This window comes from Bradyrhizobium sp. CIR18 (assembly GCF_014198295.1).
GTDB lineage: Bacteria > Pseudomonadota > Alphaproteobacteria > Rhizobiales > Xanthobacteraceae > Bradyrhizobium.
The window spans coordinates 179,935-195,302 of sequence record NZ_JACIHF010000004.1 but is presented as its reverse complement, the minus strand read 5'-3'; the positions used below and the strand labels follow the sequence as shown (position 1 = coordinate 195,302).

The window sequence follows — 15,368 nt, the reverse complement described above, 5'->3', positions numbered from 1 at the left end:
CTGACTGAAGCTGGCTTCATGCGGGCAAATGGCGTCGGCAATGACAACGAGCATCATCCCCCCGCTTCGGACGCTTCGCGAGGGTCAGCGAAGACGACAGAAGCAGATGGTGTGGAGCACGGCAATTCGGGGCAGTCAGCCTCTGCAAACGCGCCGGAAGCAGCCAACCCCGGTGAGTCAGGCCCCGGTAGCCTGGGCCGCGGTAACTCACAGTACGCTTCGGAGCCAGCGGAGCTGACTGAAGCTGGCTTCATGCGGGCAAATGGCGTCGGCAATGACAACGAGCATCATCCCCCCGCTTCGGACGCTTCGCGAGGGTCAGCGAAGACGGTAGAAGCAGATGGTGTGGAGCACGGCAATTCGGGGCAGTCAGCCTCTGCAAACGCGCCGGAAGCAGCCGACCCCGGTGAGCCAGGCCCCGGTAGCCTGGGCCGCGGTAACTCACAGCACAATTCGGAGCCAGGGTCTGCAAAGGCGGCAGTCACGGAGTTAGCCGAAGCTGGTTCTATGCCAGGGCACAATTTCGGCAACGACAACGAGCGTCATTTCTCGGCTTCGGAAGCTTCACCAGGTTCAGCGAAGACGGCTGAAGCAGATGGCGTGGAACGCGGCAATTCAAGGCACTCAAATTTTTCAGACGCACCTGAAGCAGCCGAGATGGTCGAACCAAGCGTCGCAAATGGCAGTAACGCCGGAAACTGGCCGCAGGCTGCGCAACCTGCTGCAACCGCGTTGGAACCCGTACAGCCGGCTAAAGTTGCCTCAGAGATTGGCGGCGCGGAATTGGCGTTTCGCTTCGATAGCTATGCGACTCCTCCCACATTCGGCGCGGTAGTCGAGCTTGGTGGCTCGCTCGGTCCGCACGTTTCGCCCGGTCAGGAAGAGGACCTCCACGTCATCGGCAAATCGATTCCTAATGCAATGGACGAACACGCGGTCGCCCACGTTCATAACGTTCCGCATCACGCCGCGCCTCATGACTTCCTGATTTGAAGCGCTCCATCGTTATTGATCGATGCAATCTTCGTGATTCACGCAACCGACCTTTCTTTGAAAGCTCAGACCATTGCTCGAGAGCGGGCGCCGCCCCGTTGCGTGCTTCCGGCTCGGAAAGTGATCAGTGACATATCCTTGTCAAGAAACGTTCGTATATTGAGAACTTCTTGTGGCATCCAGGCAAGGTTCGGGACGATCGTCATTCGCCTCTCGCGGTGCTGATGGCTTGCCGGAGCAATTGATTGGTGTCACGTCGCGTGCCGTATCTGGCTGTGTGTTTGATGTTTGCGGCCGTTGCAGCCGAAGCGGAGCCAAACGGTGCAACAATCGGGTCGCCGCGCGCGAGCTCGGAAATGTCCGCGCCTATGTCGTTCGACATTCCGGCCCAGCAGCTTGCCTCCGCACTCGAGCGATACGGCGATGCGACCGGTCGCGAAGTCCTCTACAGTCCGGCGCTTGCGCAGGGCCGCACCTCAGAAGCCGTCAAGGGCAGCTTTGAACCGGAGACGGCGCTGCAGCTGCTGCTTGCGGGCACCGGCCTTACCGCCCGCTTCCTGAAAGACGGCTCGTTCGTTCTAGCCCCGGCGCCCGAAGCCGCCGGACCGCAGGAAGGCAGTGCTGCTGCTCTCGCGCGCCAATACTATGGTGTCGTTCAGGCGCGGCTGCGCGATGCTCTGTGCCGGACCAACGGGGCGCGGCCGGGAAGCTATCGCATCGCGGCCCTGGTCTGGATCGCGCCGTCAGGGGCCGTAGCCAGGTTCGAACGACTTGGATCGGCCGGCACGGCCGAGCTGGACCGCGGCATCGACAGCGCGCTTCGACAGTTCAGTGTGGGTGCCCCGGTGCCCCCCGGCTTTGCACAGCCGGTATTGATCGTGGTCCTGCCGCAGGCCTCGGGCGTCACAATGAGTTGTGGTGCGACGGTGTTGCCGCAGGCGGCCGGAGGCGTGCGGTGACTGAAGCCTCCGTGGCGATGCTGCGCCGGCTGCTGCTCGACCGATATGACGATCTCAAGCGGGGCTTGACCCGCCGCCTGGGCTCGTCCGAGATGGCGGGTGACGTCCTGCACGACACCTGGCTGCGCCTTGCCCGCACGGATACGACGATTGGCACCTTGCACAATCCGGTCAGCTATCTGCTGCGCATACTCTTCAACGTGGCACATGACCATCGTCGCGCTGAAAAGCGCCGTTTGACGAAGATCGACATCGAGCATCTGCTCGAGGTAGCCGACGAGACGCCTGGTCCCGCCGAAGTCGCGGAGGCACGGTCGGATCTGGATGCGATGGCCGCCATACTCGCTGAGCTGCCGCCGCGCCGTCGCACCATCCTGCTCGCGGCCAGGGTGGACAACATGGCGCGGCAGGAGATCGCGGATCGGCTTGGCGTATCCTTGCGCCTTGTCTCAAAGGAGCTGCAACTCGCCCATGAGTATTGTCTGGCGCGGCAAAGGCAAATGGGTGACGCGGATTGCGCACCGGACCCGCGAAATTCGTCATTGAATCGAGACCTGTCGCCGCCGCGCGGTGATCGCGACCATGACCAGGCTGAATGACTCCATGATTCAGGGACAGACGCAAAGGCTCGACCTGCTGCAACGCGAGGCGATCGCGTGGGTCCAGCGCATCGATTCCGGTCATGCGACGTCTGCTGATGCCGAGACCTTGCAACGATGGTGTGCCGCGAGCCCGGAGCATGCGGCTGCCTTCGCTGCGGCGAGCGGTGTATGGCGCGACATCCGCCGGGCCGGCGCGAGCATTCCGCGCAACCAAATCGAGGCGTTGCCGGTCCACCCGACGCCACGCCCGGTGCTCGATCGCCGGCTACTTCTCGGTGGCGGGCTGGCTGCCGCCGCAGCCGCCTATGTCGCTGTTACCAACCCGCCGCTGGGCCTGTGGCCGTCCCTCCGTGAACTGAATGCCGACTACAGAACGGCCGTTGGCGAGCAGCGGCAAGTCAGGCCGGCGGAGAACGTCACGGTCCGGTTGAATACGCAGACCAGCATTGCGGTCCACCCCGCTGGCGGGGAGGGCGATCGCCTGGAGCTGCTTGCAGGGCAGGCGCTCTTCGAGTCGGTCGAGAGCGTACGTCCGCTCGTCGTGTTGGCGGCGGATGGGCGTTCGATCGGCCGCCATGCACGCTTTGACGTGCGTTGCATGAACGGCCCGGCCGGCACGGTGGTGAGCGTCGCCTGCTTCGACGGACAGGTGCGCATCGAGCGCAACGGCAGTTCTGCCGTCGTCGGCCCGGCGCAGAGCTTGCGTTACGACGCCAGCGGGCTCGGTCGGGTTGCCGCGATTGACGCAGAGGCGGAATCCGCCTGGCAGCACGGAATCGTCCTGTTCCGCGCTACCCCGCTCGCGGATGTGGTGGACGAGGTCAATCGCTATCGCGCCGGCCGAATTCTCCTTGTCAATCCAGGCCTCGCGCAGAGGCCGGTCAGTGGCCGCTTCCGCATCGATCAGATGGATGAAATCCTCGTGCGCCTCGAACAGGCCTTCGATGTCAAGGCCCGAAAGCTGCCGGGCGGCCTGGTTCTGCTGGGCTGACGCCCCGCTGACAAGAAACTTTCACACAGAAACCGTGCGCGTTCGCCTACAGGCTTCCGTCTTAGAGCTAGATCGTCATCGCTCGGAATGACGAGGCACGACCCTTCATCGGGTTTAGCCGTGCTGCCAGAAGGAATGCCGTCTTGTCCCACCGCACCGTCCGTTTTCGCTCGTCCCGGTCCGTCAGACACGCGATGTTTCTCAGCGGTGCCAGTGTGGCTGCATTGCTGGTGGGGTCGGCTGCGGCCGATGCGCGCAACCTCGGCAGCGGCAGCGCGAGCCCGGTGGCAAACGTCGCCGTGACGACCAACACGGCGGGGCAGGCGGCATCGATCGCATCAGCGCAGGCGATGAGCCGGATCAACGCGTCGCTCCGTGCGATGCGCGACGTGCAGGCGGCGGCGAGAGCCGGCGCGTTGATCGGTCCGAATAATCTCGGCCTGAACAGAAATCATCCCGGAAATCTGCTTCCGAATGTGCCGAATGGTTTGGCTCCCGGAGGTCTCAATCCGACCAGCAATCCCACCGCGGTGATCGACGGCCAACCGGCCTGGACCGGCGCCGCTCAGCCGACCCAATCGACAGGCTCGAATGGGCGGGTCCAGGTCGAGGTCGTGCAGAACCAGCAGAAGGCGATCCTGACCTGGAACAAGTTCAATGTCGGACGCGAGACCGACTTGTATTTCAACCAGTCCGCCGGAGGCGGTGGCGCCGCCAACTGGATCGCGCTCAACCGTGTCCTCGACCCGAGCCTCGTTCCCAGCCAGATTCTCGGCACCATCAGGAGCGAGGGGCAGGTTTATATCATCAACAAGAACGGGATCATCTTCGGTGGCTCCAGCCAGGTGGATGTCGGCACCCTCGTGGCCACATCTCTCGCCTTGTCGAACGCGCAGTTCCTGGCTGGGATCAACACCTCCATAGTGCTCACCAACGACATTCACCTGCCGACCTTCGGCGAATACAATCCGCGGCTGGCCAATTCGCAGAAGCCGGCCACCGATCCGAGCCAGCCTGCGCGCTTCACGCCGGATGGCGTGCCGGGTGACGTCACCATCCAGGCTGGAGCTCAGATCAGCGCGAAGACCGGCGGCAAGGCAATGCTGTTCGCGCCGATCGTTTCCAATGCCGGCCAAATCAGCGTCCCCGACGGCCAGATCATCATGGCTGCCGGCGAACAGGTCTATCTGAGAACCAATCCGAGCGACGTACGCGGCGTGGACGTCGCCGTGACGGCCCCGATGCCCTGGCTGTTCAACTACAACCATTTGATGGGTGCGATCGCCGGCTGGGATCTCTTCACGGAGAAACCCTGGGGCGAAAGCGTTCGCGACATCCTGCTGCCCGAGATGTACGCGCGCGCGGCATCGGTCGGCTACAAGGTCGTGAACACCGGCGTCGTGCAATCCGATCGCGGCAACATCACCGTGATGGGGCGCGAGATCTTCCAGGGCGGCGTGATGCTGGCGGCAACCGCGCTCAACAACCGCGAAGGATCGATCCGACTGGATGCCTACAGCAACGGCATGATGGCCTCGAGCGGCAGCCTCGACGCCCAGCTCGTGTATTGGAAGACGGGTGACCTGCATCTTTCGCCGGGCAGCGTCACCGCCGTTCTGCCTGATGCCACCGACACGAGTGAGATCGAGGAGACGGCGAAGGCCACGCGCTACAAGCCGGGGCGCGTCGAATTACGCGGTAACCTGATCGATATCGGGGCGCAGGCGAACATTCTGGTTCCCGCCGGCACCATCAGCATCGTGGCCAGCACGGTGCCCGCGCCCACCGAGGAGCCCATCAACGGCGAGACGCCGGTCCGTGACGGTAGCCGGATCTATATCGGCGAGGATGCCTATGTCAGCGCCGCCGGCGTGCAGGACGTCCTGATCCCGATGTCGCGGAGATTTGTGCAGGCCGAATTGCGCATCAACGAGTTGCGTGATTCACCGCTGCTGCGGAATTCGTGGCTGCGGGGCCAGAAGATCACGGTCGATCGCAGCGCCAGCGGCGTCTTCGCCGATGGCGCTATGGCCGGCGTGAACTGGGGAGGGGCCGCGGGCGAATGGATCGGGACGCCGCTGGGCGACGTCTCGGCCTGGATCGGCAACAGCAAGACAAATCTCGCCGAGCTGTCGACCATTGGCGGCAACATCACCCTCAAATCGGCCGGCTCGATCATCACCCGTCAGGGCTCGTTGCTCGATGTCTCGGGCGGGTCGTTCCGCTATCAGGACGGAATGGTCAACTCGACGAAGTTGCTCGGCGCCGATGGAAAAATCTACGACATCGCCTCGGCGACGCCGGACAGGATCTACGTCGGTTTCGCCGGCGGGTTCAATCGCACGCACAACAATTGGGGTAAATCGGAGTCCTGGAGCACGCCGTGGTCGACGAGCCACTTCGAACGTGGCTTCACCGAGGGACGCGACGCCGGCGCCATCCAGTTCTATGCCACCGAAGGTGTTGCGCTGGAGGGCGGCTACTGGGGCGGCGTGATCGTCGGCGAGCGTCAAGCCGTAAGCGGCAAGACCGCCAAGGCCGGCTCGCTGACGTTCGGCGGCGACGGCGACGAAGATCGGCTCTGGCTGCTCGGCAAGCTCGTGATCTCCAAGGATCCCACACAGCTGCCGACGAATTTCACGGCCACGTCGCAGCTTCCGTCCACCTGGTATTCGGGCGCTCCCGGCAACCAGGATTCGTTCCGGTTGCGAACGACCTATCTCGACTCGGATGCGCTTGCAGATGCCGGACTGGGGAAGATCGAGCTCTACGTCTCCAATAACGTCACGATCGAGAAGGGCACGACGCTCGAGCTGACGCCGGGCAGCACGTTTTCGATCAAGGCCAATTCCACCGTTGCATATAGCCAGGATTTCAAGATCGACGGGGTGATTCACGCACCCGGCGGCAATGTCAACCTCTTGGGCGCGGAGAACGTATCATTCGGAGCCGGTGCGGCCATCGACGTCAGCGGCCAATGGGTCAACCAGGTGAAAGGCGGCGCTGCCTCCGCGCTGCCGCCGGTCGTCAATGGCGGCAGCATCACGCTCGACCAGGCCCACTATCAGCCGGGCGTCGTGCTCGATGTATCCGGCGGTGGCTGGTACAGGCTGCGCGGCGGCAAGCCGCAAGTGAAATTCGGCGATGCCGGCAAGATTACGCTGAACACGACCGAAGTGGCGGAATTGGCGAACGCCGATATGCGGGCCTATGCGGCTGGCTCCGGCGGCAGTCTGGCCATGAATCTGACTACGGAGTCGCTGCAGATCGGAGGCGGTACGCCGACGTCCCCCAACACCGTTCGCCTGTCGGAAACCCTGTTCTCGGAGCGTGGTTTCCGTTCGCTCCAGATCTCCACGGGCGGCGATATCACGATCGCCGAAGGAGCAAGCGTCACGCAGCTCCCATACAACGTTGATCTCAAGGGCGTCGACGTCTCGGGCTTCAGCACGGGCACGTCGATCAGCGAGATGGGCCCGCTCGCCGTGTTGTCGCCGTCGCAGCGCCTGGCGCTCAAGCCGACGTCGCTCTCGCTCAGCGGCAGGTCCGTGACGGTCGGCGCGGGAGCGACGGTGCGGACGGACACCGGCGGCACGATCGCGCTGTCCCTGCTCGGTTCTTCGACCGGTACACTGTCTGTTGCCGGCAGGGTGGAGGCCCTGGCTGGCACGATCAATCTTGCTGCAAGCACAGGATCGATCGTTGTGGCAAATACTGGCGCGATCGTCGCGCGCGGTACGGCAGTCGGCGAAATCGACGTCAAGGGACGCCGCAGCGGCGTCGTACGCAATGGCGGCTCGGTTGCGTTTGAGGCGGCCACGGTCGCACTCGAAGCCGGCTCGCTGGTCGACGTCGCGGGTGTCAGTGGCGAATTCGACATCGAGTCGAATGACCACCAGTTCGCGCCAGTCAGCCTCGCCAGCAATGGCGGTTCGATCAGTGTCAAAGCCCAGCAGGGCTTGGTGCAGGGAGCCTGGCGCGGCCAGAGCGGGGGCAGTGGCGCACGTGGCGGCAAGGTGACGTTGGCGTCTGCGCTGTCGACCGTAATCCTGTCCGAAACGGCGGCTTCCCAGTCCGGTCTGGTCGTGCGCAGCTCGAGCCTGCAGGGGGCCGGCTTCGCCGATCTCGTTCTCCCGTCGACGACACGGCTGGATGGTGTCGACCTCGCCTTCAGCGGCTCGATTTCGATCACGGGATCCCTGATCAACGGCAACGGCGCCAGCTCGCGGTTCTTTGCGCCTTACATCTCGTTGTTCAGCCTGGCGCCGAGCAATCCGGTGCGCGCAGGCACGCTGACGCTGGCCGGGTCCGTGATCGACATCGTGCAGGCAAACATCCGCGGCTTCGAACGAACGGTGCTCGAGGCGAGTGACATCCGGCTGACGCACAGTAATGTCAGCCAGTCCGCGTTCCTGGACGTCGACGGCACGCTGATAGTAAAGGCCGGTCAGATCTATCCCACCTCGCAGATCAACGCGACGATCAGGGCCAGCGACAAACTCATCGTGCAGCAGAACGGAACTCCCGGTCTGGCACTGTCGGCCGGCGGGACTCTGACGCTCGAAGCGCCGACGATCGAGCAGAACGGCACCCTGCGCGCGCCGTTCGGCCAGATCACGCTTCAAGGCCAGCCAGCGCCTCACCCTCGGCGCCGGCAGCGTCACCTCGGTGACCGGCGACGGCCTCGTGCTGCCTTACGGTGCTCTTAGCAACAACGAAAACTGGACGGTGACGACCGGGCCGTTGCCGACAACCATTGCCAGCCTGCCGGAAAAGCGCGTGACGCTCGAGGCGCCGACGGTCGAGCTCGCCCCCGGATCGGTGGTGAACATCAAGGGTGGCGGCGACTTGATGGCATGGGAGCACGTGCCGGGACCGGGCGGCTCACACGACATGCTGGCGCTTCCGGGCCTGTTCGCGGTCATGCCGGCCTTCGCGGGTGCGACAGCGCCCAGCTCGGCGTCGATCCGCAGCGGAGATCGCATCTGGCTCGACGCCGGCAGCGGATTGCCGGCAGGCTGGTACACGCTGCTGCCCGCCTCCTACGCGATGCTTCCGGGCGCTTATGCGATCCAGGCAGTCGCCGGTTCGACAGGCCGGGCGACGACGTCCGCGGTAATGGCCGACGGCACGGCGGTCGTGTCCGGCTATCGCGCCAATGCGCTCGACGGCAGCCGCGACCAGCAGTCGTCCGCGTGGCGCGTGATGTCGGGCTCTGTGCTAAGGCAATACAGCGAGTACAATGAAGCCTTCGCCAACACCTTCTTCGCCTCCGATGCGTTCAAGCTGACGCAGTATCGGCTCACAGGTCAGCAGATCGTCACGCCGCGTCTGCCGGTCGACGGCGGCTCGGTGGTGTTCAAGGCGACGCAGGACCTGATCTTGAAGGGCGAGTTGCATTCTCAGGCCGCAGCGGGGGGCCGCGGCGGCCTGGTCGATATCGCCGCCAACAAGATCGCAATCCTGGGTGCCGACCAGAGCGCCGGCACTTTGCGGGCCGATGGTTATCTGGTCATCGATGCCGCTGCTCTGTCCGGCTTCGGCGCCGGCAGCCTGCTGGTCGGTGGTTTCCGCAGCGGCGACGTCGGCGGTCTGCGTGTTGATGTGCAGGCTCACGACATCGTCGTGCGCAACAGTGCAAATTCGGCGTTGACGGGACCGGAGATCATCCTGGCCGCAAGCGACACCATCGATGTCTCCGCAGGCAGCGTCATCGTCGCGCGCGGCGAGGCGCCGACCGGCGCCGGCGATCTCGTGATGGCCCCGCAGGCGTCCGATCGCGACTGGGGTGCTTTGATCCGCCTGTCCAACGGCGACGCGGTGCGGGTCCGCCGCAAGAACGTCGATACGACCGTCGGCGGCCGGGTGACGATCGGTGCCGGTGCCACCCTCGACGGCGGCAAGAGTCTTCTGATCGATGCGACGGGGAACGCGCTCGTCACCCAGGCCAGCCTGACGGGCGCAGCGCTGTCCCTGGCTTCGGGCCGGATTGGCTTCGGCGGCGGCAGCGGGCTGGTGCTCGATGCCGCGGCACTGGCCGCGCTCAACAACACCCAGCACCTGACCTTGCGCAGCTATTCAACCATCGATTTCCACAGCGCGGTGGACCTGTCGGGCCTCAAGGCCGTGACGCTCGATGCCGTAGGGCTGGTGGGCCGTGGCAACAGCGAGATCGCGGTGAACGGCAATCGGGTTGTGCTGGAAAATACGGCGAGCACGTTCAGCGAGCCGGTTGGCGCCGGTCATGGCAGTTTGAAGCTCACGGCAACCGAGCTGACCCTGGGTGAGGGCGCCAAGGCACTGCGTGGTTTCGACACCATCGTGCTGACGGGAACGACACGCATTACCGGCGAAGGCAAGGGCTCGCTCGATGTCGCCGGCGCGGCGGTGACTCTGTCAGCGCCGGTCATGACCGGCCGGGGCGGCAGCCAGCAGTCGGTCACCACGACCGGAATCCTCACGGTTGCCGCTTGCGGGACGGCTAGCCCTGCGCGCGACCAGGACAGCCTCGGCTCCCGCTGGACGCTCACCGGCCGCGCCGTCGATTTCGCCGGACGCATTGACGCGCTTGGCGGAACGGTCAAGCTGAACGCCACCAATGGCAACGTCAATCTCGCGGCGGGTTCGCGGATCGACGTCGGGGGCTTCGAGAAGAAGTTCTTCGACGTGTCCGAATATGCCGATGCCGGAACCATCTCGCTGGGGGCCCGCGGCGGCTCGGTGCTGCTCGCGTCCGGCGCGACCCTCGACCTCGGCTCGGCCCGCGACTCCGAAGGACGTCCCATCGGTGGCGGTGCGGGCACGCTCGCGATCGAACAGGACGGCAGCCAGGTCACGCTGGAAGGCACGATCAATGCCAGGGCCGCTGCGGGCAAACGCGGCGGCTCCTTCTCGCTCGACATCGCCGCGTTGTCGGATTTCGGCGGGCTCAACCAGCGCCTGAATGGTGCCGGCTTCACCAAATCGCGCAGCTTCCGGATTCGTTCCGGCGACGTCACGCTCGACGGTGCGACCACGGCCGAGGAATTCGCGCTGGCTGCCGATCAGGGAACGGTGACCGTCGCAGGCTCGATCGACGCGCGTGCGACCTATGGCGGCTCGATCTCGATCTATGGCGGCCAGGGTCTCACCGTGACGAATGCGGCGCTGCTGCGGGCAGGTGCGACCGACACGGTGGACGGGCTCGGCTCCGGCCGGGTCACACTCGGAATCTCGAACGGCGTGCTGCGGGTACTGGGCGGCGTGATCGACGTGGCGGGCGGCGAAGGCGGCAAGGTCACCCTGCGTGCGCCTGTCATCGAGCAGCCAGGGGCCGACAAGGTGAATGTCAGCTTTGCCGGCACGATCAACGGCGCGCGCGAGATCGTGCTGGAGGGCTACAAACGCTTCGACCTTGCGACGCTTGCATCCGATCCGCGCTTCGTCGGCGTCACCGTCAATAGCGGCGGCCAGGCCGAACTCGATCTCACGAAGGCCGCGGCGGGCAAGCTCAATGTGCTGGCAGATTACGGCGCCGGCACGCTGGTCGAATTCGTGCGCGACTTCGACGTCAGTGCCGGCTATGCGGATCTTGGCGCACTGACGAGCCAGTCGAACTTCCACGCGCGCGCGGGCATGGAGCTCAATTTTTCCGGCGACATCGTGCTCAAGAGTAACTGGAATCTCGGCGCAGGCGTGGTCAATCAGGCCTCGGCGCTCGCGGCTGGCGTGATGGCGATCGAGCCGGTACTGGGCAAGGCCTATGTGGTTGCCGGCAAGGAAAGCGCTTTGCTCCGTGACCATACGACCATGGTTTATCGCACCGGCGGCAGCATTCTCGGAGAGCCGGGCGTCCTGACTATGCGCGCCGGGGGCAATATCGATCTGAAGGGCAGCGTGACGGACGGCTTCTTCCAGTTCGCCAACCCGCTGGATTCGACATACGTCGCCGCCAAAGGCACCATCTCGACGAACCTGAGCATGGTGTTCAACGTCGGCCGCACCAGTACCACGTCCAATCTCTCGCCCTACGACAGCGCGAGCACAACCAACCCTTCAGTCTATGCCGGTATCACCTTTGCGACGGTCGGCACGAGGAAAACCGAAACCGTGACGCCGCCGCCCACGCTGGTCGGTGTTCCCTATAGCGCAGAGGCCAACTCGCCGGGCGCAAGTGCGCCGAATGCGCTCGCTTATTCGGTCCTGTTCCCCTCCATCACCGAGCCGGACGGCTCGAGGGTGGCGGTGCCGTCCTGGAGCTTGGGGCTCGTCGCGGGCGCCACGCCGATGGGCGAAAGCGCCGACCCGACGCGCCTCGCCAGCGGCGCGACGGGCAAGATCACGCTCAGCGAGCAGGCGGGTTACACCTATGTCAGCGGCCTGAATTCCGTCGCCGCGACCGCTCTTGTCGACTCGGTTGCCAGCTTTGGCGCGGGCAGTGCGCCTGGTTCGACGACGATGAATCCCGCCGATTGGCCTGCGAGCCTGGAGTCCACCTCTGGCACCCGTCTCAACAGCAATTCCAGCGCGCAGATTTCTTTCGGTCTGCCGACGGATCCAGCCTACGGCTACGTGCTCGACCTCTGGAATAACTATGCCGCCGCGAAGGGCCTGAACACCAATCCGGCGCAACCGCAGGCCGACTTCAGATGGACCAGCACGGCCGCCAGCGGCGGTAGCCGCCTCAACGTCATCACGAAGTACTCGACCTTCAAGGACTTCTACCTGACGAAGATCGTCCCCAATCTTGCGACCATCACTTCGCTCTATGCGACGACCAAGCCCGGGCCGACCACGACCACCGTCAATCCGATCACCATGGTTCGCACCGGCACCGGCGACGTCAGCATCGCGGCGCGTGGTGATCTGCAGCTCAAGGGCGGCGCCTCGATCTATACCGCTGGCCGGCGCGATCTCGCCACGTTCAACGATTTCACCACCGCGCCGGCGAACGCGACCTACGGAGTGGGCGGCGGCCATCTCGCCGTTGCGGTCGGCGGCAATATCGACGTGGCCCTGCCGGCAGACCGCTCGCAGATGCAGCACTATTCGGAGTGGCTAAACCGGCAGGGAGCGACGGATAACGCCTACGTCTTCGGTCCCTGGGCTCATTCCGCCTACGGCCAGATGCCGGCTCAACAAAGCTCCTGGTGGATTGACTACGCCAACTTCCTGCGCGGGGTCGGCGCGCTCGGCGGCGGCAATGTCGAAGTCCGCGCCGATGGCGATCTCAACAATCTGACGGTCGCGCTGCCGACCAATGGCCGTGTGCGGGGCGGGCGCTCCACGACGGAGGCAAAGCTCCTGGAACTGCGCAACGGCGGCGCGATGACCGTTGAGGCGGGCGGCGCTGTTCGCGCCGGCTATTACTACATCGGGCGCGGAGCCGGAACGATTACCGCTGGCGAATTTGCGGTCGGGCGCGATGTCAAGGCGCTGGTAGGGACGCAAATCGTCACCTATCCGATCGCCCCGATCCTGTCGCTCGGTGACGCAACCCTGGACGTGCGAACCGCAGGCGACCTGCGGCTGCAAACGGTCCTCGATCCGCTTCTGGTCGGCAAGGGGATGTCCCACGAACTGACGTTCATGAGCAGTCAAAGCGAGCGCACCGCGCTCAACCTGACATCGACGGGCGGAGACGTGATCCTGGTCGGGCAGGCGACATATCTGTCCAAGGACATAACGACGCCGGCCTTGCAGGTGTTTGCGAATGTGAACTCGTTGGCCGCAAATATCTATCCGTCGAAAACGCGCGTCACGGCGCTGAACGGCTCCGTGCTGAACAGCACGCTGTACACGATGCCGAGCAGAAATCCGGAGCTGCGGCTTCTCGCCGCAAACGACGTCCTCGTCGGCGAAATCGTCATGTCCCGCGCTGCGCTTGAGATGATTCCGTCACCGTTCGAGCCTGTGGGAGGCACCGTTTCCTCTCCGGTCAACCTCGGCGGTTCCTCGCCGGACACCCTGAGCGGGCTCCACAACGTCCTGGTCAATCCCTTCTCCGCGCCGGCCAGCAATATCGCCGGCCACACGCTGCATCTGTACAACCTTCGCAATCCCGACCATCTGCCGAACGAGGCAGACTACGAGCCGAGCCGTGTCTATGCCTTGAACGGATCGATCGTTGGAACGCTAATAACCCAGAGCGGCTCGATCCTCACGGCCGGCGTCATGGCCAACGAGCAGACCTGGTTCCGTGCCGGCACGGATATCCGCAACATCAACTACTCACTGCGCAACGTTCATCCGACCGACGTGTCGTTACTCGAGGCCGGCAACGACATCATCGGCGGCCCGGTGCGAGGCTCGATCTTTGTCCAGGGACCGGGCGCAATGCAGGTGAGCGCGGGCCGTGACGTATACGCGCCGGAATTGGCGATCTTCAGCACAGGCAATCAGGAATATGATTCCAACAACCGGCCAAAGGATTTCACGCAGATCCTCGGCCTGCCTCAGCAGAGCGCGGCGATCACCGTGATGGCGGGCCTCAAGGGCAAGCAACCATCCTATGATGCGTTCCTGGCGGTCTATCTCGATCCGGCAAACATCGGGAAGATGCCCGATTATCTCAAGACCACGTTGGCGGACGGCACGGTGGTACCGCTCTATCTGACCGACGCATTCGAGCAACGTTCCTCCGGGCCGCACAGGACCCGCACCGGCATCGTCTCCTTCGTGGAGGACGTGACCGGCGAGAAGCTGTCTCCGCTTGATGCCTGGACCAAATTCCAGACCCTGCCGATGCTGGTGCGCGAACGCTTCGTTCGGCAGGTCTACATGCAGGAGCTACGGGCCGCAGGCGATGACCAGAACACACCCGACACGAGCGGTAAGCCACGCAATGGCGGTTATAATCGCGGTTATGCCGCGATCGAGACGCTGTTCCCGGGCAGCGACTGGGCGGGCGACGTCAGGACCGGAAATGCCAAGTTCCGCACCATGTCGGGCGGCAGCATCGAGGTCTTGACCCCCGGTGGCGGCCTGCAAGTTGCTGCGCTCGGCAAGCCGGCGCCGGTGGAGTTCGGCCTCGTCACACTGGGACCGGGCGACATCAACCTCTTTGCGCGCGACAGCGTCACCGTGAACCGCTCGCGTATCCTGACCTTTGCCGGCGGCAACGAGATCATCTGGTCGACGCAGGGCGACATCGACGCCGGCCGCGGCGCCAAGACCGCGCGCGTGCCGTCGGCACCGGAGATCCAGACCGATCTCGATGCCGTCACGCGCGTGATCGAGAAGGCCGATATCTCCGGAAGCGGCATCGGAACGATCATCGGCTTCACCGGGGTGACGGAAGGTGACGTCAACCTGATCGCTCCCCAGGGTACCGTGAATGCCGGCGACGCCGGCATCCGCGTCAGCGGCGACATCCTCATTGCGGCGCGCTTCGTCGTCAACGTGGACAACATCCAGGTGTCGGGCCAGAGCAAAGGAGTGCCGAAGGCGGAGGTCAAAACTGCGCCGCTCGCGATCGATACCAAGGACAAGGCTGCAAATGACGCCGTGAAGGACGTGACCAAGCAGGGATCTTCGGATCGGCCGTCGGTGATCATCGTCGAAGTTCTCGGGTACGGTGGTGGTGGCGGCGGCGGTCAGTCTCCTCAGCCCGACGCCGGCGACGATGAGAAGCGGCGGGCGCCCGACAAGCAGAGCTACGATCCGAACGGCATGTTCCGCGTGCTCGGCAATGGCGAGTTCACGGCCGAGCAGTTGAAGAACCTGACGGAGGACGAGCGAGCCGTGCTGTTGCAGCGGCTGGGGCGCAAGGCGTCGCTCTAAGGCAGGGCCCGGGCAGGCATCCGGGTCCGACGTCCGGTCGTGCCGGTTCGTATCGATCGGCCG

The 15,368-nt window shown here is 64.6% G+C and carries 5 protein-coding genes and 1 pseudogene; all 6 read left to right on the top strand.

Annotation, left to right across the window (positions count from 1 at the left end; genetic code table 11):
- Positions 1-993 (top strand): annotated as a pseudogene (locus tag GGD65_RS39945) (DNA-binding response regulator); the annotation flags it as partial.
- A 368-nt stretch (positions 994-1,361) separates the two neighbouring features.
- Positions 1,362-1,952: a secretin and TonB N-terminal domain-containing protein gene (locus tag GGD65_RS16760; RefSeq protein WP_183235956.1), complete on the top strand. Its 591-nt coding sequence runs from the start codon at positions 1,362-1,364 to the stop codon at positions 1,950-1,952.
- The gene (locus tag GGD65_RS16755) at positions 1,949-2,551 is read left to right on the top strand and encodes an RNA polymerase sigma factor (RefSeq protein WP_018319904.1); all 603 of its coding nucleotides are present in this window, start codon (positions 1,949-1,951) and stop codon (positions 2,549-2,551) included. Before GGD65_RS16760 ends, GGD65_RS16755 begins: the two co-directional genes overlap by 4 nt.
- A complete protein-coding gene (locus GGD65_RS16750; protein ID WP_183235955.1) occupies positions 2,535-3,545 on the top strand; it encodes a DUF4880 domain-containing protein in 1,011 nt (336 codons plus the stop codon). The genes GGD65_RS16755 and GGD65_RS16750 overlap by 17 nt, the downstream gene beginning before the upstream one ends.
- A 194-nt stretch (positions 3,546-3,739) precedes the next feature.
- Entirely contained in the window at positions 3,740-8,254 is a 4,515-nt protein-coding gene (locus tag GGD65_RS16745; protein WP_183235954.1) for a filamentous hemagglutinin N-terminal domain-containing protein, read from the top strand.
- The gene (locus GGD65_RS16740) at positions 8,214-15,305 is read left to right on the top strand and encodes a filamentous haemagglutinin family protein (protein ID WP_183235953.1); all 7,092 of its coding nucleotides are present in this window, start codon (positions 8,214-8,216) and stop codon (positions 15,303-15,305) included. Before GGD65_RS16745 ends, GGD65_RS16740 begins: the two co-directional genes overlap by 41 nt.
- Positions 15,306-15,368: the final 63 nt, after the last annotated feature.

What these genes read in the sequence shown, in the direction of transcription:
- GGD65_RS16760 (WP_183235956.1), top strand. Translation starts at nt 1,362, where the DNA reads ATGTCGTTCGACATTCCGGCCCAGCAGCTTGCCTCCGCACTCGAGCGA.
- GGD65_RS16745 (WP_183235954.1), top strand. Translation starts at nt 3,740, where the DNA reads ATGTTTCTCAGCGGTGCCAGTGTGGCTGCATTGCTGGTGGGGTCGGCT.
- GGD65_RS16750 (WP_183235955.1), top strand. Translation starts at nt 2,535, where the DNA reads ATGACCAGGCTGAATGACTCCATGATTCAGGGACAGACGCAAAGGCTC.